This window comes from Hoylesella buccalis ATCC 35310 (assembly GCF_000177075.1).
GTDB lineage: Bacteria > Bacteroidota > Bacteroidia > Bacteroidales > Bacteroidaceae > Prevotella > Prevotella buccalis.
This window is the reverse complement of sequence record NZ_ADEG01000078.1, coordinates 1-24,484: the sequence shown is the minus strand read 5'-3', so window position 1 is coordinate 24,484 and position 24,484 is coordinate 1. Positions and strand designations below refer to the sequence as shown.

Sequence of the window (24,484 nt, the reverse complement as noted above, 5' to 3'; positions counted from 1 at the left end):
GTAAAAAAACAAGAGAATCCGACGATAGACATGGCAAAGATACAAATTAAATCTGAGAGACTCACTCCTTTTGGGGGATTATTTTCAATCATGGAGCAATTTGACTCCACATTATCATCTGTAATCGACTCAACCCTCGGTCTAAGGTGTAGATCGTTCGGTTATCAGTACAGCGAAATCATCCGTTCTCTCATGAGTATCTACTTCTGTGGTGGTTCATGTATTGAGTAAAAATCTGAAATCAATAATTGCTGAAAGGCTCAAGAAAGAAGGTATCAGCCAAGATATAATTGATAAATGTATTTTCTAATATTTCTCCCAATAGTCTATCCTGGCTATTGAGATTTTTGTTTATACGAGAATATCCTGAACTTTTATTACTATGTATCTTAAAACTAAACGGTACATACAAATTTAATTTCATTTTTATTCCCTTGTTCACCCGTTATTCCTAAAAAATAGTTTTCTCATATATATTGCTATATTTTTGCTGTTCGATAATGATTTATTCATCTTAAAAACAATGATTTATGGAATCGAACAACAATGACAACTATGTGCTGGTCTTGGAAGACCGCACGGAAGTGAAGAACGAGAATGAAGCAGGAAAACTTTCCGTTGTATCGGGCATTGACGAGAAGGGTAACCTCAAGACCTCGGAGCCCAAGGACTTACATCAGGCAGCCTTTTTGAAGTTCAACAACAAGGATGGTCTGCTGAAGAACTTCATGACCAATTTCCTCAAACAGTTCAACGAGCCGTCTCGTTTCGGACTCTACAAGGTAGTGGCTAACAATGTGGAGCAAGGAGTGGCATCTCTCCACACCATGCTTCAGAACCGTGAAAAACCTGAGAACAAGCAGCAGTTGGCTTACAGTCAGGTGCGCTTTGAGGACTTCCTACCCAAACAGAAGAACGCCACCGCTATTGACGAGTCGAAGATTGACTGGAAGCAGCTCGACATCCTCGGTCTTACCCGTGAGCGATTGGAGCAGAGCGGAGAGTTGGCAAAAATGCTCAACTGGCAGAAGAGCAATCTCGTAACCATCGCCATTCCTATGGGCGATACCACCATCTATACCGATGCCCGTCTGGCATTTCGTACCGATGGCGAGGGCAACATCGGCTTGGCAGTTCACCCACTCCGTAAAGAGCCACAGCTCGACTTCCCCTATATGGGACACAAGTTCTCTCCCGAAGAGAAAGAACAACTCCTTGCAACGGGCAACCTTGGCAAGACCATCGAGATTACGCCCAAGAATGGTGAGCCATTTGCCGCATACGTTTCCATAGACCCACAGACCAATGAACTTATTGCCCTGCGTGCCGACCGTGTGAACATTCCAAAAGAAATCAAGGGTGTTACACTTTCTGATGCGCAGTACAAAGGCCTTGTAGAGGGCAAAGCCGTGAAAGTGGAAGGAATGACCGCCAAGAGTGGTAAGTCCTTCAATGCCACTCTGCAAGTCAATGCCGAGAAGAAAGGCATCGAATTTGTCTTCGATAATAGACAAGGCTTGAAGGAGCGACAGCAGCACTCCCAGCAACAAGGCGCACCACACAGACTGTGTGGCTTGGAACTCTCCGACAAGCAGCGTGAAGCATTAGACAGCGGTCGCACGCTTTATCTGAAAAATATGGTGGACAAGGAAGGGCAACCTTTTAATGCCTACGTCAAGATGGACAAGGAACAGAACCGCCCCCGCTTTTACAAGTGGAATCCTGACAAGAAGCAGGAGACCGGCAAGGAAAAGGTGGTAGCCGTAGCCGAAGAACACAAAACACAGATTGCCGTGAACAATCAAGGCAAGACCAACGAAGCCACCAAGAACGTGAACGAGCCGTTAAAGTCCGGGCAGACACAGCCCACTGCCGCCCAAAAGCAGAAACAGGACGAGAAGAAACAGCAGCGCCGTGGACGCAAGATGTAACCCTTAAAACCAAACCCAACTATGATTACTTGTATTATTGCCGAGAAGCCCTCGGTAGCCAGAGATATAGCCCGTATAGTAGGAGCTAATACCAGACAAGACGGATTTTTGGAAGGTAGCGGTTATGTGGTAACATGGGCGATGGGACATCTCATCACCCTTGCCATGCCCGAAGCCTACGGTTTTGCTGCCTATAAAGCCGAAGACCTGCCCATCCGTCCCAATCCATTTGAGTTAATCGTGCGTCAGGTACGCAAAGATAAAGAGTATGTTCCTGATTCTGCCGCATTAAAACAACTCAAAGCCATTCGAGTTTGCTTTGACAAGGCAGACCGCATCATCGCGGCAACAGATGCCGGGCGTGAAGGAGAACTTATCTTCCGCTGGATTTATGCGTTTCTTGGCTGCACAAAATCCTTTGACAGACTTTGGATTTCCTCACTCACGGACAAAGCTATTCGTGAGGGACTTGCCCATCTCAAGGCAGGAGGCGCGTATGACAATCTCTATCACTCCGCCAAGGCAAGAAGCGAAGCCGACTGGCTTGTGGGCATCAATGCCAGCCGTGCCCTGTCCATCGCTCGCAAAGGCGGTTACTCTTTGGGACGGGTACAGACCCCAACCCTTGCTATGGTCTGCCGTCGGTATATAGAAAATCGTGATTTTTCTTCCGTCCCCTATTGGAAACTCTCCGTAGCAGGAGAGAAAGAGGGCATATCGCTGAAAGCCGTGAGCAGTAGTGCATTCGAGAATGAAGCCGATGCACAGTCCGCTCTCGCCATACTTCGCGAACAGAGCCGGCTTACCGTGACTTCGGTCGCAAAAAAGGTGGGACATACGTCGCCACCCCTCTTGTACGACCTCACTGCCCTACAGAAGGAAGCCAACCGAAAGCACGGCTTTTCAGCAGATAAGACCCTCTCAATAGCGCAGAGCCTCTATGAGAAGAAAATCACGACCTATCCCCGCACCGGCAGCCGATACATCAGCGAAGATGTTTTCGAGGAAGTACCCGCCTTACTAAGCAAGATAGGCACTGCACTTCCGACACCGCTCAATCGCCACTCGGTGGACAACGGCAAGGTAACCGACCACCATGCCATCATCCCTACGGGTGAAACTCCATCGGGACTATCGGCAGAAGAAACGACCATCTACCAAATGGTAGTCCATCGTTTCATCGAAGCCTTCTCTCCCGATTCAGAGGAGGAGCGTATGCAGGTGGAACTGACCGACGGTACAAACACCTTCATTTGGAAGGCGTGCCGAAGTATCTCCTTGGGCTGGAAAGCCGTGCAGCAAGGAATTGGCACGAACGATGAAAAAGGCAAGGAGGATGAAGAACAGACCTTGTCCGTGTTGCCCAATTTGACAGAAAACGAGCTATTACCACTGCTTTCTTCAGAGATTACCGAGTACAAGACCAAGCCAAAGCCGCTCTATACAGAAGCCACTTTGCTTTCCGCTATGGAGAATGCTGGTAAAGAAGTTTCAGATGCAGAAAGTAAAAGAGCAATGGCAGAATGCGGTATCGGTACACCTGCCACCCGAGCCAATATCATCGAAACACTTATCCTGCGAGACTATATCCAAAGAGAAAAGAAAACGGTAGTCCCGACAGAGAAAGGCTTGGCTGTCTATGAGATTGTCAAGGACAAACGAATTGCCAATGCAGAGATGACAGGCTCGTGGGAACTGACCCTTGCCGCCATAGAGGCAGGACAGATGCCGCCCGAGAAGTTCGCGCAAGGCATCAACTCCTATGTGGAGACGATTTGCGAGGAACTCCTCGCCCTTGCTCCACCGATGCAGAAGTCCTATCCCGCCTACCACTGTCCTAAATGCGGCAACGAGAGTGTGGGCATCTATGCCAAGATTGCCAAATGCAGGCACGAAGGCTGCGACTTCCACATCTTCCGTGAAATCTGCGGCACGTTCCTTTCCGAAGACAATATCCGTGATCTGATAACCACCGGGCGAACGCCCATCCTCAAAGGATTGACGAGTAAGGCTGGCAAAAAGTTCAACGCACGCCTTGTTCTGGGCGAAGACCATACCACCTCCTTTGAGTTTGAAGGCAAGAAAGGCAAAGTACGAGGGAGATAGTTATCACAGGCTCGGAGAGGAAATAAATTAGTTGGGAGATAGTAAAAAGAACTATACGTCAGAAATGACCTCCCGACTAATATTCTCTCTCCATCTTAAAACAGAAAAACTATGGCATACAATAAGAAAGCTGTCTTGGAGGGCAACACGGAAGCCCTCCGTGTAATCCTCCGATTAGAGAAAGAACGCCGTGAAGCCACCGAAGCCGAGAAAGTCCTGCTCAGAGGTTATCAAGGTTTCGGTGGTCTGAAATGCGTATTGAACCGTTGTGACAATCCAGACGACCTCCGCTATTGGAATGCATCGGAGCAAAACCTGTTCAAGCCTACCCAAAGACTCAAACAGATGATTTACCGTGATGCCGTCGATGCCAATACCGCCAAACGCTATTGGGAAAGCATCAAGGCAAGCGTATTGACTTCCTTCTATACCGACACCCGTATCGTCTCCGCCATTGCCGATGCCCTTAGTGCCACCGACGTGCAAGTAAGAAGGTGCCTGGACCCTTCCGCAGGTATGGGAGCCTTTACCGAAACCTTTGCCAAAAGTGCCGGTATGGTCGATGCTATGGAAAAAGACCTGCTGACGGCACGCATCACACAAGCCCTTCATCCTTACGGCAAGGACAATATCTTTGTTCGGCAAGAACCCTTTGAAGCCATCGGAGAACTGGAAGACAAGGACAAGTACGACCTTATCACCAGCAACATCCCCTTTGGCGACTTTATGGTTTATGACCGTAGTTATAGCAAGGGGGAGAATATCCTTAAACGGGAATCCACCAGAACCATTCACAATTATTTCTTTGTGAAAGGGCTGGACACTATCAAAGAGGGCGGACTTCTTGCATTTATTACCTCGCAGGGTGTATTGGACAGCCCCAAGAATGAAGCCATCCGCCGTTACCTCATGCAGAACAGCCGACTTATCTCCGCTATCCGTTTGCCTTCGGGTATGTTCTCCGAGAACGCAGGTACGGATATAGGTAGCGACCTCATTGTGCTGCAAAAGCAGAGTGGCAAGGAAATTGGTGAGGGCATCGAGCAGCAGTTTGTACAAACCGCCTCTGTCCCCAAAGGCGACGGCTTTTCCATTGCGTTCAATCATAACTCCCTCTTCGAGGGCGAATGGAAGGATATTTCCCACCGCACGATTGCCACAGACCGCACGATGGGTACAGACCCTTACGGCAAGCCCGCTTGGGAATATACGTTTGACGGCAGTATCGAGGATATGGCTGACAGCCTGCGTACACAGCTCTCTTTGGAAGTAGAGCAGCGTTTCGATCGTAAACTCTATGAAACCGGCATACCCATGACCGAGGAGGAATGGCAGGTACACATGGACAAGATGGTGCAAAAAGTACAAGAAAACATAAAAACGGAAGGAATACCTCAAGAACAGGAAATCAAGGATAAGGAGGAAAAGAAAGAGGACAAGGAAGATGAAAAAGAAGAAGAAAATGCCTACAATTTGATGCCCGACAGCACCAAGAAGCAACTTCCCAAGCTCTATGCAACGGAAAAACAGCTCATTGGCGACCGCACAGCATACGCTCGCTATTTCTTTCCTATGGGAGCCTATACCGCTTATATGCTGGAATACGACCCCAAAGAACGCATCGGTTTTGGTGCCGTAACAATGGGCTACGGCTGGGAACTTGGGTATATGTCCCTTAAAGAAATGGAGGAAGTAAAGGTCAAAGGCTTGGGTATTGAGCGGGACTTATATTTCAAGCCCACAAAATTACACGAGATTGCAGAATTGGAAGAGATCGTCAGAGGACAATACACCAAAGAACCCATCATTGAGGAAGTCAAGGAAGAAAGAAGTCAGGAAGTTCTGAGACCCGTACAGGAAGATACTCAGCCCCAAGAGAAGGTCGAAGAAGGTAATAAGATAGTGGGAGATGAAGTAGGAGACGAGACAGAGACAAAAAAAGAAGCACAAGCTGCACAGGTACTTCCAACAATAGAGCCTGAAAACGAACCTGCTCCCGAAGGTGTCCCCGTAATCACCCTTCAAAGACAATATGAGCAGGCAAGCCGTGAAATTCGCACGGACGTGGAAGCCCCACGTGAAATGAACGGACAGACGGTATTCTTTGATGAAGACCATCATCCGATTATGGACAGCACCATCGAAACAGAAACAACGGAGCAACTCTTGTTTGCCCCAGAAGAGTATAGTCTTTGGACACAAGATGTAGCCCGTGTAAATAATGAAATCAAGGAGGCTGCTCAACAAAAGAAGGTTAGCAATAACCAACCGCTTTCTGCGAGCAGGCAACCTAAACCGACAAGAAGTACACCAAGCAGTCCCCGCAGAAACAAGAAAACGGCAGCTGCTCCCGTCAGAGAGCCCTCGCTCTTTGACTTTATGGAGGAAGCCGAGCCTCGCAAGCCACAGCCCATAGCAGAAGTCAAGAAAGAGTTTGACGCTTCACCGCGTCCCTTTCTCTCATCGCCCGACTCTCATCTGAGGGACGGCTCTATTGTCGTGCAGAAAGGACAGGTCGGTTTTCTCTCTGACTTGAAACGGCATCCCACCTTCAACCCGATGGACTTGCCCTTTGCCCAGCTCTCACGGCTGAAAGCATACATTGAGATTAGGGAGAGTTATCACCGACTCTATGATTATGAGGCGAACAACCAAGCGGAGGACAAGGAAGAGCGTGAGAAACTCAACCGGCTTTATGACAGCTATGTGGGTCGTTGGGGATGCTTTAACCAGAAGGCAAACACCGATATTATTAAGATGGATGCCACCGGAGTGGAGATGTTGTTTTTGGAACGCTCCGAGAACGGCAAGTACATCAAGGCGGATATCTTCGACCATCCGACGGCTTTCTCCACCTCCGAGCTTTCCATTGCCGCAGACCCGATGGAGGCATTGGGCGCATCACTCAACAAGTACGGTACGGTGGAACTTGATTATATGAGCTCCCTGCTTCCCGGTATGGAAGAGAGTGATATGCTTTCCGCCTTGGAGGGGCGCATCTTCTTTAATCCCGAAGAAGACAGCTATGAGGTTGCCGACAAGTTCATTTCAGGCAACGTGATAGAAAAGGCGGAGCGTATCGAGTCGTGGCTCTTGGACCATCCCGAACACGAAGAGGCAAAACAGAGCCTTGCTGCCTTGCGTGCAGCCACGCCAACACCCATTCCATTTGCAGACCTTGACTTCAATCTCGGTGAACGCTGGATACCTGCCAAAGTCTATGGCAGGTTCGCTTCAGAGTTTTTCGGGACGGATATTGGCGTGTCCTACCATTCCAACATGGACGAGTACAGCATTGTATGTGACCGAAAGAATGCCAATATCTGGCACAAGTATGCCGTACAAGGTGAGTTCCGCCGCTATGACGGCATCAATCTCCTGAAGCATGCCCTACACAATACCATTCCCGACATCAACAAGAGCAAGGAGGTGACGGACAAGGTTACGGGAGAAACCAAGACCATCAAAGTAAGGGACGGACATGCCATCCAGATGGCAAATGCCAAGATTGAGGAAATCAGGCAGGGCTTTGTCGATTGGCTCGGACGCACACCAGACACGTTCAAGCAACAACTCTCTGACCGTTACAACCGTCTTTTCAACTGCTTTGTGCGACCCAACTTTGACGGTACGCACCAGACCTTTCCCGACCTTGACCTCAAACGATTGGGTATTGATGACCTTTACAAGAGTCAGAAGGATGCCGTATGGATGCTCAAAACCAATGGCGGAGGTATCTGCGACCATGAGGTGGGAGCAGGCAAGACGCTTATTATGTGTACCGCTGCCTACGAAATGAAGCGATTAGGATTGGCAAACAAGCCTATGATTATCGGACTCAAAGCAAATGTATTCGATATTGCTGATACTTTTCGAAAGGCTTATCCCAATGCCAAGATACTCTATCCGGGAAAGAACGACTTCAGTAAGCAAAATCGCCAGCGCATCTTTAATGACATCAAGAACAACGATTGGGACTGTATTATCTTAACGCATGAGCAGTTCGGCATGATACCGCAGGCATTGGAGATACAGGAGGCAATCTTACAGAAAGAGAAAGACTCAGTGGAAGAAAACCTTGAAGTGCTCCGTATGCAGGGAGCGGACATTTCCCGTGCCATGCTCAAAGGTTTGGAGAAACGAAAGCAGACCTTGGAAGTCAAGTTGCAGGGCATTCAAGATAGTATAGCCGAGCGCAAGGACGATGCCGTGGACTTCAAGATGATGGGCATTGACCACCTTTTTGTAGATGAAAGTCATCAATTCAAGAACCTGATGTTCAACACTCGCCACGATAGAGTGTCGGGCTTGGGCAATCCTGATGGTTCACAGCGTGCGCTCAATATGCTCTTTGCCATACGCACCATACAGGAGCGGTCGGGCAAGGATCTGGGGGCGACATTCCTTTCGGGAACGACCATTTCCAATAGTTTGACCGAACTTTATCTTTTATTCAAATACTTGCGCCCGCAAGCCTTGGAAAAGCAGGGCATCAACAGTTTTGACGCATGGGCAGCGGTATTTGCCAAGAAATCTACCGACTATGAGTTTTCCATCACGAATGAGATTATTCAGAAGGAACGTTTCAGAACCTTCATCAAGGTACCCGAACTTGCCTCGTTCTATGCGGAGATTTGCGATTTTCGTACAGCCAAGGATATAGGTATCGACCGCCCGGAGAAGAATGAGATACTGCATAACATACCACCGACACCCGAGCAGGAAGTTTTTATCGGCAAGCTGATGGAGTTTGCCAAGAGTGGCGATGCCACGCTTTTGGGGCGAGCACCTCTGAGTGAGAGCGAGGAAAGGGCAAAGATGCTGATAGCAACAGACTACGCCCGCAAAAGGTTCAAGAAACTTGTATCTTTCAGATAATCAATAGAGCAGGAAAGAGTGTAGGGCAAAAGGGTTACGAGTTGGAAACGAGCAAGTTTCTTTTCCTATCTTCATTCTGCAGTGCTTCAAAGAACTCTCTATTCAATATCTGCAAAGATATAAAATCTACTCAAGATGGTATGCTAGATTTCGAGTTCATAGATTCAAATTTCACTGCATAAAAAGGGTAAAACTATGAACGTCAAGTGCGATTTCCAGTAGTAAGCGCAAAACGAAGCGTACAAAAGTACCCTCCCTTGGAGGTAGTTCCAGAGGTGGGTCAAAAGATTTAAATGGAATGAGCTAACTCCCTACGAAGTTTTTTCCCTACATTTGTAACTGTGTTGCACTTGACACTGGAAGGTGCCGAGGCAAGAGCGGGTTGCTTAACATTTTGCCATGTCACAAATATGAACTATATTTGTGACATGGGAAAGCAATTAAAAAGTACACATCAGCTTATCAAAGAGGCTGAATTTGATAAGTAACTTGCTACATACTCATAATAAGGAGCTAAATAGAACACGAATGGGAAATACACAAATGCTAAACTAAAGAAGATATTGGCCAAAATAAACGCTATACCGAGAGAGAAACTTGATTTTTCAACTTCCTAAAACGGTGTTGTTCAAACATTTCTACTTATTTGTACTTGCCAGTTGAACCTACGCTTCCCTAATAAAATGTCTATGGTAAAAAGTTAAAAAATCCTCCCACTTTTGTTAGATATATTTTTTTGTGTAATTTTGTAATCGTTATGCGGCAGTAATAATATACATATTAATACGAGTTAGTAATCCTGTAGTTCTCATATGCTACGAGGAGGTATTAAAAGGTGCGTTTCGACAATGCATCTACTGTAGTATATTATTGCTTAATCCAAATGAATATTATAAATTTAGGAATTCTTGCTCACATTGATGCAGGAAAAACTTCCGTAACCGAGAATCTGCTGTTTGCCAGTGGAGCAACGGAAAAGTGCGGCCGTGTGGATAATGGTGACACCATAACGGACTCTATGGATATAGAGAAACGTAGAGGAATTACTGTCCGGGCTTCTACGACATCTATTATCTGGAATGGAGTGAAATGCAATATCATTGACACTCCGGGACACATGGATTTTATTGCGGAAGTGGAGCGGACATTCAAAATGCTTGATGGAGCAGTCCTCATCTTATCCGCAAAGGAAGGCATACAAGCGCAGACAAAGTTGCTGTTCAGTACTTTACAAAAGCTGCAAATCCCGACAATTATATTTATCAATAAGATTGACCGTGCCGGTGTGAATTTGGAGCGTTTGTATATGGATATAAAAACAAATCTGTCGCAAGATGTCCTGTTTATGCAAACTGTTGTCGATGGATCGGTTTATCCGGTTTGCTCCCAAACATATATAAAGGAAGAATACAAAGAATTTGTATGCAACCATGACGACGATATATTAGAACGATATTTGGCGGATAGCGAAATTTCACCGGCTGATTATTGGAATACGATAATCGCTCTTGTGGCAAAAGCCAAAGTCTATCCGGTGCTACATGGATCAGCAATGTTCAATATCGGTATCAATGAGTTGTTGGACGCCATTTCTTCTTTTATACTTCCTCCGGCATCAGTCTCAAACAGACTTTCAGCTTATCTCTATAAGATAGAGCATGACCCCAAAGGGCATAAAAGAAGTTTTCTTAAAATAATTGACGGAAGTCTGAGACTTCGAGACGTTGTAAGAATCAACGATTCGGAAAAATTCATCAAGATTAAAAATCTAAAGACTATTTATCAGGGCAGAGAGATAAATGTTGATGAAGTGGGTGCCAATGATATCGCGATTGTAGAAGATATAGAAGATTTTCGAATCGGAGATTATTTAGGTGCTAAACCTTGTTTGATTCAAGGATTATCTCATCAGCATCCCGCTCTCAAATCCTCCGTCCGGCCAAATAAGCCCGAAGAGAGAAGCAAGGTGATATCCGCTCTGAATACATTGTGGATTGAAGACCCGTCTTTGTCCTTTTCCATAAACTCATATAGTGATGAATTGGAAATCTCGTTATATGGTTTGACCCAAAAGGAAATCATACAGACATTGCTGGAAGAACGATTTTCCGTAAAGGTCCATTTTGATGAGATCAAGACTATCTACAAAGAACGACCTATAAAAAAGGTCAATAAGATTATTCAGATCGAAGTACCACCCAACCCTTACTGGGCCACAATAGGGCTGACTCTTGAACCCTTACCGTTAGGGGCAGGGTTGCAAATCGAAAGTGACATCTCCTATGGTTATCTGAACCATTCTTTTCAAAATGCCGTTTTTGAAGGGATTCGTATGTCTTGCCAATCTGGTTTACATGGATGGGAAGTGACAGATCTGAAAGTAACTTTTACTCAAGCCGAGTATTATAGCCCGGTAAGTACACCTGCTGATTTCAGACAGCTGACCCCTTATGTCTTCAGGCTGGCTTTGCAACAGTCAGGTGTGGACATTCTCGAACCGATGCTCTGTTTTGAGTTGCAGATACCCCAAGTAGCGAGTTCCAAAGCTATTACAGATTTGCAAAAACTGATGTCTGAGATTGAAGACATCAGTTGTAATAATGAGTGGTGTCATATTAAAGGGAAAGTTCCATTAAATACAAGTAAAGACTATGCCTCAGAAGTAAGTTCGTACACTAAGGGCTTAGGCATTTTTATGGTTAAGCCATGTGGGTATCAAATAACAAAAGACGGTTATTCTGATAATATCCGCATGAACGAAAAAGATAAACTTTTATTCATGTTCCAAAAATCAATGTCATTAAAATAATGGAGCGGTCAGGAAATTTCTATAAGGCAATACGGTTGGGATATATACTTATCTCCATTCTTATCGGATGTATGGCATATAATAGCCTCTATGAATGGCAGGAGATAGAAGCATTAGAACTTGGCAATAAAAAAATAGACGAGCTCCGAAAAGAAATAAACAATATCAATATTCAAATGATAAAATTTTCTCTATTGGGTGAAACAATACTGGAATGGAACGATAAAGATATCGAGCATTACCATGCACGGCGTATGGCAATGGACAGTATGCTCTGCCGTTTCAAGGCCACCTATCCAGCAGAGCGCATCGATAGTGTGCGCAGTCTTTTAGAGGATAAGGAACGACAGATGTTCCAGATAGTCCGGTTAATGGATGAACAACAATCTATTAACAAGAAGATAGCCAATCAAATTCCGGTTATTGTACAGAAAAGTGTGCAGGAACAGTCCAAAAAGCCAAAACGAAAAGGTTTCTTAGGCATATTCGGCAAAAAAAAGGAAGTAACTCCAGCAGTATCAACCACTATCCTTCATTCGGTCAATAGAAACGTAATCAGCGAACAGAAGCGGTAATGCTTCAGAACAGAACGAGCTATAGATGCTACCTGCTCTTTGATATTTCCTTTTGCCATATCCACCTTTGAGAGCTCTTGTAGCTATTTATCTGTAATCTCTGTGCTGGGAATTAGATGGTACTTTTTCTCCAGCGCATCCGTAATTTTCTTGCTTCGTCTACCTTCAAACTTATCATTGATCTTTCGACCATCACCGTCTACCCTTAGCGATACGATGTGGATATGCTCACGGGCGATATCATTGTGCTTGAACAAACACAATGTAGGGTTGCTTGCCATAGCCTAGAGCCTCCATATACTCCTTAGCTATCTGCGAGAGCGTTTCATCGGACAGCTTCTCGTCTGGATGGGGATTGAGCGAGCAATGGAAGACCGTTTTCTTTGTTCGACACTTTTCGGGTATCAATGCCTGCATATCTGCAAGCACCTCCGACATCGTATATTCGCCCGCTCTGTTTTGGTACAAGCCATGTGCCAGCAGAAGTGTCGCTTCCTTCTTATTCACCTTCTTGAAGTTGTAGCCGAGTGCACCTCCGAGGTTCTCCGTTGCTGAAATCTTGGCAATCATTACTTGCGGTAATCAATGGTCAGAGAGACAGCCTGCTCCTGCAAAGCAATAATCTGAGCTGATAGTTGCTCCAGTTTCTCAAGCAGTATCTGAGCTGTCTTCACGCTATGATAGCTGTTGATGGCTCGTACAGCTTGGTTATACAGCACGCCTATCTTATGTATCTGGGCAGTCAATTCGGAGAGCTTACGATAGTACTCCACGGCAGACTTATCTACCGTTATCACCTTGAAATGCTCTCCCAATATCCTTGCCCGCACGAAGTCGGACTTCGTTTCCGCCCCTGATTTATGGAACAACTCAATCGCCCGTCGCTGGTCTTTCGGGTCAGGCAAGCGTACATGCCAGTTGTCCCAGCGAGGTTTTTCTGCCGCTTTTCGTTCAGAACGATGCTCCTCTTTCTTATCCATATCTATTTGTTTTCTAATTACGACTTTGGAGTAATTCATCTCCCCTTCGGGGCAAGGGTCTTTGTGCTACAAACTGCGGTTTGTGTTACAAAGACACACCTTGCCAATATCAAGAATTGATGCCACCCACTTAGGGGCGATTGGAAATTAGCTTTTGACTTTCTGAGCTAAGTTTTGAATCTGGTTAAGATTTGACTCAGTTTTGACTTGGCTCAGTTTTGACTCAACTCAAAATTGACTTAGCTCAAGAGTTAGGTTTTGACTCAACTCAATTTTGACTCAACTCAATTTTGACTTTGGTCAATTTTGACTTGAGTTAAAACCCACTTCTTGACCAGACCAAATCTTGACTTACCCAACTCTTAACCGAAATCCCCTATGGCTTACTCATTTGACCGTAGGTATTTGTAAGCTCAGATTAAACGCTGAAAACGCACCGATGAAGTCAATCATCCCCAAAGAGGGACAAAAGCACGCAGTCCGATGGAAGAATTGACACTCCCCGAGAGATTGTATGCCCCTGACGTCAGCGCACCCGAGTTCAAATGAGTATCCGCTAAACCATATCTCAACTCACTTCTTTTACCCCGCTGTTCAATTACTTATTTCTCTTATATATAGGATTATAGCACCTTTCAAGCATAGCTTGTATATCGCTCTGTTTGTAGAGTATCTTGCCTCCGATTTTGTGATAAGCTATTGTTCCACTGTCTCGGTACTCTTGGAGCGTGCGACTGCTCAGACGTAACAGCTTGCAGACTTCCTCACTTGTAAGGTAAACCTCTCCGCCCAACATAGGACGTGCAGTAGCGCAATAACGCTCCAGCTTCTTCAAGACACCCTCCATAAGTTGTGCAAACATCTGCATTTGAGGGTCTTGCTGTGTAATAATTTCGTTCTCTGACATAGTTCATTAGGTGCTTGGGTTCAGTCTTTCTGAGCATTCAGTATCTCAGTGATGTCGCTCTCTTTATAGTAGCACTTATGCCCGACCATAGAGAACGGTATTTTACCCGTATCCCGATAGTGTTGCAGGGTGCGCTTGCTGATTCCGAGCCTACGGCATACGGCTTCATTGTCAAGCCATTCTTCCGTTTCGGGAGGACACCCGATAAGCCGTTCGATACGGTGGATGAAATCTGCAAAGGAGGAGCAGTGCTGCTCCCATGCCTTGCGGTCGATGATGATAAGTTTCATTGCATTGTTGTTGATTACGTTGTTAATACTCAGCAAACGAGCAGTTTTTCTGTCGATTGCCCTTCTTGTCGGATGCAAAAGTAACCCCTCTAAAGCGGAAAAAGAAAGAGTGAGGAAGAATAAGGAAATAGTTAGGAAACAAGGGAAATGGTGAATACAAAAGCCTAGGCTATTGCGGTAATGAGATGAGGCGCTGGTTCGTTCCGTACTAGCGAAAATAAAATCAGATCACTCTCGAGTGTTCGATTGCTTCGACCTCTCTCTCAATTGTCAGAGCGAGAGCACACTCTTTGGCTTGATTGATTGGTGGAGTATTTGTTTTGTCGCTTCTTGCGTCCAAAGAGCCTGAGTATGCCGTATTCGTTCGGGCTTATTCTTTTGGCGGTTAGCCTATTGCTGCAAGGTTGGAGCGAAAAATACGACCGCACTAACAATCGAGTTTTTGCAAGTATGATAGTCCCAAAGTACAGAGAAAAGCCCTGCGGTGGAGATTTTTCACTCCATCCGCAGGACTTGACCTTGCAAGCAATCAAGGCAACCGCCATACCTTTGCCCGACCGATTACGGCTTCAGGTCTTTGAGGAAAGTTCACCTATAAAGGTTCAGATTGCGTTTTATCTTGCTGTGCTATTGACTCACAATAACCCTCAAAGGCAGAATGCTCTCTGTCAGTGAGTGCAGTCATATCCTCTTGTATCTTGTGATCGGTTATCTTCCCGTAGATTTGTGTTGTGTCAATATTGCTGTGTCCGAGCATCTTGCTGAGCGTTTCCATTGAGATCCCGTTGGATAGGCAAATTGTGGTTGAAAATGTATGGCGAGCCATATGAAAGGTCAAACCTTTCTCTATTCGGCATATCTGACCAATGTTCACACAAGCTAAAGACGCCTTGCGGGTGGTTAGGTTAGGGAATATCAAGTCGTCTACTTTCTTGTCTTTGATATAGAGTGAAAGGATTTGCTTGGCAATAGGCAAAAGTGGAATGATAGCTTCTACGTCCGTTTTCTGCCTTTTGATACGGATTTCCTCCGTGCCGTCTGCATTACGGATGATATGCTTTAGCCTGAGCCGTTGCATGTCCACACGTGCCAGACCAGTAAAGGCACAGAAAAGAAAGAGCTGCCTTGCCCGTTCGAACTGCCTGTCAATGATGGGTGTTTGCAGAACCCTCTGCAATTCCTCCGTAGTGAGATACCTGCGTGTGCGATGTGGCAGTTCTGCCTTATAGTCCACAAAGGGGTCGATGCGGATATACTTCTTTTGCTGCCCAATGCCGATGAGCTTTCTTAGGAAGATGACCACAATCTGAATAGTGGCAAGGGAAAGGCTGCGCTCAGATTTGAGATAGAAGTCCATACCTTCGATAAAGCCATAATCCAATTGGGAGTAGCGAATATCCTCCAGACCCAATCGTTCACGCAGATAAGCCTCTATGAGTTGTGTGGCATAGATGTAGTTGGCAAAGGTCGGCTTGGCAACCGTTACCTCCACACAGGGATGCTTTTCTTCAATAAAAAGTCGGGCTTCCTCCAAAAGAAAACCTTTGGGCTTGTCCTCTTCCATGAGTTCACATTTCAGTAGCTCGGCTGTGATATAGCCACGCTGCCAGACTAATTCTTGATACTTCGCTTTGGCTTGTTCCTCTTTGGCTTGGAGATAGCGGTTGATTTCCTTTATCTCTTCGCCCGTTCCCTTGCATCTTCCCTTACGACTATCCCAAAGTTCGGGAGCAATCTCCTTGCCCGTGCTGTATTGCACCTGCTTTCCGTCTATAGTGATGCGCCCCATAATCGGACATTTGCCGTTCTTCTTCTCTTTGGACCGATTGATATAGAATAGTGTTTTGAATGTACTTCGTGCCATAATATCAAAGCTTCAAGGTGAATGTATCTTGTATGCGTTGCTGCACTTTTTGCATCTCTCGATGGATTCTCTCGGAGGAAACAGCTGCATATACTTGTGTAGTTCTCAGGTTGGTGTGTCCGAGCATACGGCTCACCGTTTCAATAGGCACTCCTGCTGAGAGCGTGATGAGCGATGCAAAGGTGTGGCGAGCCATGTGAAAGGTTAGCGGGCTTTTCATACCGATACTTCTCTGTATGTAGTGCATGCCGTTGTGGATGATGTCGTTAGTCGGTACATCAAAGACAAAACCAGCACGCTTACCTCTGTACCGCTCCATTATCGCCCAAGCAGGTGGAAGCACCTGTACACGATACGGGGTCTTGGTTTTCATTCGCTTGCCCTTGATGCAGAGTTCACCTTCTTCCAAGACAATGTTTTCCTCTCTGAGATTGCGCACGTCTGAGATTGCCAAGCCTGAAAAGCAGGAGAATACGAACAAATCACGGACAATACGGTAGTTCTCCCATTCTATCTCCAAGTCAATGATGCGTTGCAGCTGGTCTTGTGAGATGCTTCTCGGCTCACCTTTGGGACGTTCATAACTGTAGCCCAAGAACGGGTAGAAGTCCAGCACGCCTTTCTTCACCGCCATGCGGACGATGCTCTTCAAGGTGGATAGAGCACTTGACACGCTGCTACGTTTCAGTTTTCGGTCAATGGAGAGGTAGTACTCGAAACCCTCAATAAAGGCTTTGTCTAATTGTGAAAGGGGAATGTCGCTTACTTTATACTTCTTCTGCAGATACTCACGGAGCAGGGATAGCTGATAGGTACGGAGCTTGAATGTCTTCAAGGCTCTATCAATGCCTATGCGTTCCTTTGTCTGTCTGAGATATTCCTCAAAACTCTGCAAAAGCAGGGCTTGACGGTGGATTTGCCCCTGATAAGCATCCCTCACATCGGTGGCGGTAAAGGATTCTTCTCTTTCACTGAGTTCGTGAAAGCGTGCGTGGATGAGTGCGGTGCATTCACCGAGTTTCTGATTGACGGACACCGCCATAGCACTCTTGCCAGTGAGTCGTTGCTTACGGCTATCCCATAGGGCGAGCGGAGTCTTACACTTGGTGGAGAACCCCGAATGGGTTCTGCCTACGGAGATGCGCCCGATGATAGGCACAAGTCCTTTCTTGTTGGTTCGTCTTGCCTGAATGAAGAATGATACTTTCAGTTTGTTTTCTTTCATTTTTCTGTCGTTTTTCTCAATTCCCTTTGCTTGCAAAGGTACAGTGAAACAGGTGCTTCTGAGCGATGCAGAACGATGAAAGATGATGAATAAAAAACTGTGGAGCAGTTGTTTAGCTTCAATTCGTAACCCCTCTTTGCTCTTTCTTCGATGGGTTACGATTTGGTAACGGAACTCCTGCCGTTTTATGCTCGTTTTCGCTTACCCTCAAAATAGCAAGAAAGCCTAAATGATACTATTCCAAATAGTTACATCCATTGCATATCCCGCTATTTCCCTTAATTCTTAACTGCCGATTATGCCCGCAAGATGAGCCTTGATTTACGCATGATTGATGAAAATGTTTACTCAGACCATATCGACAACAAGGCAAGTCACTGTGCCAAGATGCTCAATGACTATTACCTAAAGTTCGACGCACAGAAAGGGACACAGTTTGTTTTCTCTGATTTAGGTACTTATAAGCCCGGTGGAGACTTCAATGTCTATTCGGAAATCAAGCGTAAGCTGGTAGAAGACTATCATATCCCGTCCTACGAGATACGCTTCATTCAGGAGTGCAAGAACGAGAAGGCAAAGAAAGCAATGGTGGATGCCATGAATCGGGGTGACATCCGCATCATTTTCGGCTCTACTTCTATGTTGGGTACTGGTGTGAATGCCCAGCAACGTGCCGTTGCGGTCCATCATTTGGACACGCCTTGGCGACCTTCAGACTTGGAGCAACGCAACGGACGAGCTGTGCGAAAGGGAAACCTTATCGCCAAGGAATTTGCGGATAACAAAGTTGATGTGATTATCTATGCCGTGGAACGTTCCTTGGATAGCTACAAGTTCAACCTGCTACATAACAAGCAGCTCTTCATTAATCAGCTAAAGACAAACACACTTGGCAGTCGCACCATCGATGAGGGTTCGATGGATGAGGACAGCGGCATGAACTTCTCAGAATACGTAGCAGTGCTTTCAGGCAATACCGACCTTTTAGAGAAAGCAAGATTGGATAAGAAGATCACCACCTTGGAATCAGAACGCAAGAACTTTCTCCGTGAGCGTGATGCCGCAACGGGCAAGTTGGCAGAGATTGACAGCTCCGTGTCCTTCCATACGGATAAAATCAAGGAGGCACAGTCTGATTTAGCTCTCTTTGAGAAGCGTGTGGAGCATGATGATGAAGGTATACCTATAAATAAACTGACAATCAAAGGTGTGGAAGACTGTACTGACATCAAGACTATTGCTGCACGTTTACAGGAAATAGACGAAAAAGCTCGCACCAAAGGAGAGTACAACAAAATTGGCGAAATCTATGGTTTCTCCATTATGGTCAAGACAGAGAGTACTTCCAAGGACTTGTTCGACTGTTCGGTGAACCGCTTCTTTGTGAAAGGGCAGGAGAGTATCTACTATACCTATAATAATGGTAAGTTGGCAACAGACCCGAAACTTGCGTGTCAGAACTTCATTAATGCCTTGGAGCGTATTCCAAAGGTGATAGAGTCGCATGAGAAGGAAATGGCAAAGGTCGTGGCCAACAAAGACATTTACACCAACATTGCCAACAGTTTTTGGAAGAAAGAGGACGAGCTTCGCTCACTCAAAGGCGAGGCAGCAGAACTTGACAGAAAAATTGCACTTACATTGAACGAACCAAATGAAGAAAATGAAAAATCAAACGAAAATGACCAGCCCGAGTATTTAAGACAAAATAGTAGTAATAGCCCAAATACTAAAAAGGAAGACGAGGGGGTAATTTATTCAAGTTCTATGAATAATAGAAACAAACAAGAGGAAAGTAAGGGATATATTGTAAAATCCAGACTGAGATAAATAGCGATGGTGTGTCATAATTGATACACCATCGTATTATATTATTTCCACAAAGAGTATTCTCTCCATTTTTCAGGAAAGCCCATGTCTTTCAAAACTACCAATTTGGGAGATTTTTCCAATAAAGTGAGCAAACTCTTTCTAAATGAGCTGTCAGGACTGATTATTTGCAGCAAATACAAAATTACAGATAAGTAGGCAAACAACTTATTGTCCCTTATCGTTGCAGCTTCTTGCTTTGACAAGAAAGGATAATTCGTTCTATAAGGAAACTTCAAGCCTATTGTAAAGCGGCGATTCCATACACGACTATGATGGGCACAAGTATTGCGTAAAGACGATAAACCGTGCATCCAATTCTTCAGAATATCGACATTGTATAGTCCCAAATCTCTGCAAATTGTTTTACTAGAAGGATTATTCTTGTCCAAAGCAAAGAACAACTTACTCAATGTTCCCATAGAAACAACCTCTAAGGTCATCCACGCTGGCGGAAAAGCAGGTTCGCTATACTTTTGATAATAATGAGCTATAAATTCTTCATTACTTCGCTTGACCTCTTTCATTAAATCCCCTACAACAGGTTTATCATCTATAATCTCGTTGCGTGTCAATGCGATAAACTTATCGTGTTGAAAGTATAACTTATGATTGAGAAACCAAAAGGCGTCATTTTCATCAACGGAATAAGTTAAGGCGATTCTTGTTCTTAATGCCACCTCGATTTTTTCAATGGCATTGAAGATTAAAGAGCGTAAACGCCTATCAAAACAATAAAGGTCTATCACATCTTGAAAAGAAATGTCCTTTCTCAGAAATTCGTGATTAGCACCTTCCCCGTTATTTTGAAAAGGGTATGTGTATGCTCGTAATCTATAATAACTTATGTTATAAAGATATTGGGATGCAAGTTTTTCGTCTCCAATATTAAGTCCTCGATCGCATAGTTTTTTAACCTGCTCAGATGTGTCTATGGGCTTCTTTTCGTACCTCATAACCGTATATAAACTCGAAGACCTCCCCGGGTGCGCTGTTCTGATGAGAAGCGTGGGAGGTCATATTGGCTGCAAAATTACTGCTTTTTTTTGAATGCGCAAGGAAAATGCCGAAAAAAATCATAGCAAGCGATGAATTTTCCATTAAAAGTAGCATCAAATGTAGAAATTACAAATAATTTTTGTCCGCAACGCTATCTTTATCGGTTCAATAGTTTCAAACAATATATGGTAAATTCCTTATCAAAGAAATAAGCGAGTACTGTTATCTTTGTGAGCGGTAAATCCGCGACCAACTTTTTACTTGCAAAGGTAATTATTTTGTTGTGTAAACACTTGCATTTACACAACAAAAATAATCTAATCAGGAAATCAATTACCAACCATCTCGCTTCCGTACCATTTCATCTATCTCTTCCCGAAGGAAAAGCAATCGACCGTTAGCCTTGAGATAGGGGATTTTCCCAGCCCAAACCCAGTTGTAAACAGTCTTTTGCTCCACTCTGAGAATCTTAGATACATCAATGATATCCAAGTATTCGGGTTTCAAAGGTGGACGGACAGTTGTATCGACAGATTGGTCTTGCAGGACAAGTAGGCGGTCGAGTTTATCCTCGACTGTCATCAACTTATCAAACAATCGTTTCTGCCATATATCTTCTGTATGATGTTCTAAGTACGACATAGTTCTCCTTTTTGATAGTTACCATTGGTATCTTGTGCCAAGATACGTTGTTCTTTCATATAGGCGATGTATTTCTTTGCAGTTCTGTCCTTGATTTCCATTTCGCGCATCAGAACCTCACAAAGTTCCTGATAAGTGAGCTTGAAAGAATTTCGGAAGGCTTCTTTGACAACAGCAATGAGTTCATCAGTCTTGCGCTTTTCCTTGTCCTCTTTAGACTTCTCGCCACGATAGACGTGCATGTCCTCAGCCTTGTCCCAGCCGAAAAGCATCATCGGAACGTCCAACGGACTTCCGTCACGGACTTTCAACGCCTTTACCACAGAGTATTCGGGATTGTCGTCTTTCTCAATGGAGAGTATTCCTGCCGCCTTTCGTTGAAGTTCCGAACCGATGTGCCCACGAAGTTTGATGCCATTCGGTACGAAGTGCAGCACGCAGATAATGCAGGTATTATAAATCCCTGCCAAGCGGTAAAGTTCATCCACAATGGCTATACTTTCCGTTTCATCGTTGGCAGAACGTATCAAGTCGGCTATTCCGTCAATCACCACGAGGTGGATACCTCCATGCCTGTGATGGAACAAGTCCATACTCTCGCGGATAAGCTTCAGCCTGTCCTTGCGGGACAGAGAGGCAAGATATAGGGAATGGCAAAACTCCGGTACTGCCGTCAAAGAAGCCCTACGCAATGTCTTACCCAAGTTCTTGTGCAGCTGTGCCTCGGACTGTTCCGTGTCATAGTGCAGGACTGCCAAGCCTTTGGGGTTGGCGGTAATCTCCAATCCCAATGTTTTCTCTATCGGCAGCCGTTCTTCTCCCAACGCTCCGGCAAGGACGGCTCCGACATAATTGCTCTTGCCTGTCCCCTCACCTCCGGTAATGCAGAACAGATTGTCCTGCGTTCCCAACGGAACGCCATTCACAGCCACGACCGATTTGGAAATGTCCGGTGGATTCTCATAGTCAATTTCACAGGAACGTAACATCATCATAGTTTGGCTATATAGGTCTGAGAACATCTTGGCAAGCAACTCTTTCAGTTCCTTTGCCCCGTTGCCCAAGGCAAAGAAATCTGAAATGTCTTTTTCGGACTTCGTGCCACAGAGCGGAAGTGAAAGGTTCAAGACCTTGTATTCCGCCAGATGTTCAGACTGTTTATGTGCCTCCCGTACACCTGTTTCATCCGCATCATACAAAAGTATTATATGCCTAAAACGAAGCTGAAGGCTTTTAATGATACTTGTCGGTATCTGTGCCGTTTCACTGTTGAAGCAGATGGCATTAAAGCCGTGTGCATACAATGAGAGCACATCCTTTTCCCCACCTGTAATGAAGAGCATGTCGCCTTTTGTGGGGATCTGCTCCATGCCGAAACAATAGGTGGCTGGCATCCGCCCACCATAGAGAAAGCGGATTTTTGGACTGTGAGGTCGGTATATCTTGACATAGCCATTTCCGATATAGGCAAACATCGGTTCCGTAGGTGAGCCATAAAGTTCAAACTTCTTACCTTCGGTAGATACACTTTCATAGCGTTTAAGACTCCGTACCCGAAAGCGCCGGAGTGTATCTTCATGGATGCCATAATGCCCCCAATAGTTCAGCAATCCATCGTCAAAAGGCTGTATCTCAAAACTATATGGACGTTCTTCGGTATTCTTGGTAATGTCAGTCTTAGGGCCTGAGATAACCGGACTTTTATAAGTTGGTGCGGCATGTCTGTAATACTCCTCACCGCCATACAAAGAATGTAGTCCAAGTTCTTGGATGATGACTTTCAAAACTTCGGGAAAATCGGTTTTTAGGTCTAATCCACGCATGGTTGCCACAAACCAGAAGCAATCCCCTGAATAAGTGGTATCGCCATGATCATAGAATTTGTAAGAAGAAGTTTTCCTGTCGTAGTAGATATGGCAGGAAGCCCGCCTATCGTCATAGAAAGGGCTTCGGAAGTTGCGATGAAGGTTTACCTCAAAGCCGAGGAAATGGGAAAACACATTCAGACCTCCTTGTGTTAGCAAAAGAATCTGTTCCTTTTCTATCATAATTGTCGGTTTTTAGGGTTAAGACATGAACTCATGATGAGATTGTCCTTGAAACGGTTGAGCCGACCAAGAACCTCGTCGTTTCTCATACCTGATACGCGGAGCCGGTTACATTTCGTGGCTATCACGATAGACTTGAAGAAGTAGCGTACATCGCCACCCTCCGTGTAGCGATACCGTACCAACTGTTTCTTGCGCCAGCGATAAAGGGTGGACTCTGAAACATTCAGAGCCCCGATAAGGTCTTTGGTTGTCATCTCCAGCTCGTCATCTATATCTTGGATAAGATGAGAAGTGCGCTCAACATACTGCTCTATTCGGTTGAGCTTGTCTATCAGTTCTTGATAGGCTTGGCTTTCTATTGCTATTATTTCCATCTTTTCAACTTGGTGCTTTTAATTGTTATATCCATCCCAGAATTCGCAAGGTATTGCATAAGAGAGTTGTAGGCTTCTTTTGTATACACCTCAACGTGTACTTCTGCAATAGGTCTGAGAAGATCTTGTCCATTGCTTGCGAGATGTGCAAACATCTCATAAACATCTATCTCCAAAACAGACGCATAGTTCTCTATTTGGAGGAATGTCATTGCTGTCTGTCCAGATTCCCATCGGGATATTGTACTTTCGTCAACTCCCAACTTTTCAGCTAGATACGCTTGTTTCAGACATTTGTTCAATCTCTCATTTCTAAGAAATTCCAATATTTTTTTCATAACCATAAAGTTATTAAAACACTACCGCAAGAGCAACCCGCCACATGCAACTTTTTGCAATCTATGCAATATGTCTTGCAGATAGCGCAAAATCCATAATCAGTAGCGGAAGCATAGAAATAAAGGATAAAACAACAGAAATACTTCTAAAAAAAGAAGTCAATATTTTATATAATGTATATTGTACCTATAATAAATTGTGATGGTACAATAAACCTATATCGGTTATAAAAACTGTCAGATTTCATCTGGGTTGAGATTATAAAAGTACAACAAGGAGCAAATCTGTTATGACCCAGTGCAAGGTGCAAGACCCCTTATATATAAGGGCTTGCACCTTGCACTGGAATGTGTAGCAGTAAAATCTCTAAATATTTATGGTACAAAGATTTGGAGGTTAGTACAATTTTATATACCTTTGTACCGAAGAAAAGAGAGCAGTTGTGCTTTCAAAAGGTAGTCAGAATGGTAGTCATCAAGCGGTCAAAATACTGCTACAAAAATGCTACACTACCGATTTGTCAAAATTGATAGGATATTTAATTACAACGAGTTAGCAGAGTTTGGTTCATAAACCCCTCTTTCCGCATCATGTAATTGGTTAAATTCCTAAGTTACGACACCTTAGGGATTTTTTATTTTCAAA

General features: G+C 44.8%; 14 protein-coding genes and 4 pseudogenes. 7 read left to right on the top strand and 11 right to left on the bottom strand.

The features are described 5' to 3' along the window. Positions 1 to 30 precede the first annotated feature (30 nt). From HMPREF0650_RS12775 to HMPREF0650_RS08245, 6 genes and pseudogenes are all read left to right on the top strand, one after another. Positions 31 to 228, top strand: a pseudogene (locus HMPREF0650_RS12775) (IS1380 family transposase); the annotation flags it as partial. A gap of 302 nt (positions 229 to 530) precedes the next feature. Then, entirely contained in the window at positions 531 to 1,931 is a 1,401-nt protein-coding gene (locus tag HMPREF0650_RS08265; RefSeq protein WP_004349952.1) for a DUF3945 domain-containing protein, read from the top strand. Positions 1,932 to 1,952: 21 nt separating this feature from the next. Next, positions 1,953 to 4,037: a type IA DNA topoisomerase gene (locus tag HMPREF0650_RS08260; RefSeq protein ID WP_004349950.1), complete on the top strand. Its 2,085-nt coding sequence runs from the start codon at positions 1,953 to 1,955 to the stop codon at positions 4,035 to 4,037. 111 nt (positions 4,038 to 4,148) lie between these two features. Further along, a complete protein-coding gene (locus tag HMPREF0650_RS08255; protein ID WP_004349949.1) occupies positions 4,149 to 8,915 on the top strand; it encodes a helicase-like domain-containing protein in 4,767 nt (1,588 codons plus the stop codon). 883 nt (positions 8,916 to 9,798) lie between these two features. Beyond that, the gene (gene tet(Q), locus HMPREF0650_RS08250) at positions 9,799 to 11,724 is read left to right on the top strand and encodes a tetracycline resistance ribosomal protection protein Tet(Q) (protein WP_004291466.1); all 1,926 of its coding nucleotides are present in this window, start codon (positions 9,799 to 9,801) and stop codon (positions 11,722 to 11,724) included. Next, positions 11,724 to 12,293: pseudogene (locus tag HMPREF0650_RS08245) on the top strand (hypothetical protein); the annotation flags it as partial. The gene tet(Q) and the pseudogene HMPREF0650_RS08245, both read left to right, overlap by 1 nt. On the opposite strand, the pseudogene HMPREF0650_RS08240 reads toward HMPREF0650_RS08245, so the two are convergent. The 6 genes and pseudogenes from HMPREF0650_RS08240 to HMPREF0650_RS08215 form a co-directional block, all read right to left on the bottom strand. Next, a pseudogene (locus HMPREF0650_RS08240) lies at positions 12,281 to 12,869 on the bottom strand (relaxase/mobilization nuclease domain-containing protein); the annotation flags it as partial. The pseudogenes HMPREF0650_RS08245 and HMPREF0650_RS08240 overlap by 13 nt on opposite strands. Beyond that, the gene (locus tag HMPREF0650_RS08235; RefSeq protein WP_004349939.1) at positions 12,869 to 13,279 is read right to left on the bottom strand and encodes a plasmid mobilization protein; all 411 of its coding nucleotides are present in this window, start codon (positions 13,277 to 13,279) and stop codon (positions 12,869 to 12,871) included. The gene HMPREF0650_RS08235 and the pseudogene HMPREF0650_RS08240, both read right to left, overlap by 1 nt. Before the next feature lie 598 nt (positions 13,280 to 13,877). After that, entirely contained in the window at positions 13,878 to 14,186 is a 309-nt protein-coding gene (locus tag HMPREF0650_RS08230; RefSeq protein ID WP_004349937.1) for a helix-turn-helix domain-containing protein, read from the bottom strand. Between the two features lie 20 nt (positions 14,187 to 14,206). Then, positions 14,207 to 14,476: a helix-turn-helix domain-containing protein gene (locus HMPREF0650_RS08225; RefSeq protein WP_040562944.1), complete on the bottom strand. Its 270-nt coding sequence runs from the start codon at positions 14,474 to 14,476 to the stop codon at positions 14,207 to 14,209. 592 nt (positions 14,477 to 15,068) lie between these two features. After that, a complete protein-coding gene (locus HMPREF0650_RS08220; protein ID WP_004349935.1) occupies positions 15,069 to 16,340 on the bottom strand; it encodes a site-specific integrase in 1,272 nt (423 codons plus the stop codon). A 4-nt stretch (positions 16,341 to 16,344) separates the two neighbouring features. Then, complete coding sequence (locus HMPREF0650_RS08215; protein ID WP_036856581.1) at positions 16,345 to 17,565, bottom strand: site-specific integrase; 1,221 nt, start codon at positions 17,563 to 17,565, stop codon at positions 16,345 to 16,347. A gap of 285 nt (positions 17,566 to 17,850) precedes the next feature. On the opposite strand from HMPREF0650_RS08215, the pseudogene HMPREF0650_RS08210 reads away from it, so the two are divergent. Beyond that, positions 17,851 to 19,395: pseudogene (locus HMPREF0650_RS08210) on the top strand (helicase-related protein); the annotation flags it as partial. A 41-nt stretch (positions 19,396 to 19,436) separates the two neighbouring features. Here the strand turns inward: HMPREF0650_RS08210 and HMPREF0650_RS08205 are convergent. The 5 genes from HMPREF0650_RS08205 to HMPREF0650_RS08185 form a co-directional block, all read right to left on the bottom strand. Then, positions 19,437 to 20,390 (bottom strand): Abi family protein, encoded by a 954-nt coding sequence (locus HMPREF0650_RS08205; RefSeq protein WP_004349931.1) that lies wholly within the window; start codon positions 20,388 to 20,390, stop codon positions 19,437 to 19,439. A 376-nt stretch (positions 20,391 to 20,766) separates the two neighbouring features. Beyond that, a complete protein-coding gene (locus HMPREF0650_RS08200) occupies positions 20,767 to 21,075 on the bottom strand; it encodes a helix-turn-helix domain-containing protein (RefSeq protein WP_004349930.1) in 309 nt (102 codons plus the stop codon). Next, entirely contained in the window at positions 21,063 to 23,123 is a 2,061-nt protein-coding gene (locus tag HMPREF0650_RS08195) for a bifunctional DNA primase/helicase (RefSeq protein ID WP_004349929.1), read from the bottom strand. The genes HMPREF0650_RS08200 and HMPREF0650_RS08195 overlap by 13 nt, the downstream gene beginning before the upstream one ends. Beyond that, positions 23,120 to 23,500, bottom strand: coding sequence for a MerR family transcriptional regulator (locus HMPREF0650_RS08190; RefSeq protein WP_004349927.1), 381 nt, complete (start codon positions 23,498 to 23,500; stop codon positions 23,120 to 23,122). Before HMPREF0650_RS08190 ends, HMPREF0650_RS08195 begins: the two co-directional genes overlap by 4 nt. After that, positions 23,491 to 23,838 carry a helix-turn-helix domain-containing protein gene (locus tag HMPREF0650_RS08185; protein WP_040562945.1) on the bottom strand — a complete coding sequence of 116 codons (348 nt, stop codon included), beginning with the start codon at positions 23,836 to 23,838 and terminating at the stop codon, positions 23,491 to 23,493. Before HMPREF0650_RS08185 ends, HMPREF0650_RS08190 begins: the two co-directional genes overlap by 10 nt. Between the last annotated feature and the right edge of the window lie 646 nt (positions 23,839 to 24,484).

Coding starts and splice junctions, on each gene's coding strand:
- HMPREF0650_RS08200 (WP_004349930.1), bottom strand. CDS start 21,075: ATGTCGTACTTAGAACATCATACAGAAGATATATGGCAGAAACGATTG.
- HMPREF0650_RS08195 (WP_004349929.1), bottom strand. CDS start 23,123: ATGATAGAAAAGGAACAGATTCTTTTGCTAACACAAGGAGGTCTGAAT.
- HMPREF0650_RS08185 (WP_040562945.1), bottom strand. CDS start 23,838: ATGAAAAAAATATTGGAATTTCTTAGAAATGAGAGATTGAACAAATGT.
- HMPREF0650_RS08225 (WP_040562944.1), bottom strand. CDS start 14,476: ATGAAACTTATCATCATCGACCGCAAGGCATGGGAGCAGCACTGCTCC.
- HMPREF0650_RS08255 (WP_004349949.1), top strand. CDS start 4,149: ATGGCATACAATAAGAAAGCTGTCTTGGAGGGCAACACGGAAGCCCTC.
- HMPREF0650_RS08260 (WP_004349950.1), top strand. CDS start 1,953: ATGATTACTTGTATTATTGCCGAGAAGCCCTCGGTAGCCAGAGATATA.
- HMPREF0650_RS08220 (WP_004349935.1), bottom strand. CDS start 16,340: ATGGCACGAAGTACATTCAAAACACTATTCTATATCAATCGGTCCAAA.
- HMPREF0650_RS08190 (WP_004349927.1), bottom strand. CDS start 23,500: ATGGAAATAATAGCAATAGAAAGCCAAGCCTATCAAGAACTGATAGAC.
- HMPREF0650_RS08235 (WP_004349939.1), bottom strand. CDS start 13,279: ATGGATAAGAAAGAGGAGCATCGTTCTGAACGAAAAGCGGCAGAAAAA.
- HMPREF0650_RS08265 (WP_004349952.1), top strand. CDS start 531: ATGGAATCGAACAACAATGACAACTATGTGCTGGTCTTGGAAGACCGC.
- HMPREF0650_RS08205 (WP_004349931.1), bottom strand. CDS start 20,390: ATGAGGTACGAAAAGAAGCCCATAGACACATCTGAGCAGGTTAAAAAA.
- HMPREF0650_RS08230 (WP_004349937.1), bottom strand. CDS start 14,186: ATGTCAGAGAACGAAATTATTACACAGCAAGACCCTCAAATGCAGATG.
- HMPREF0650_RS08215 (WP_036856581.1), bottom strand. CDS start 17,565: ATGAAAGAAAACAAACTGAAAGTATCATTCTTCATTCAGGCAAGACGA.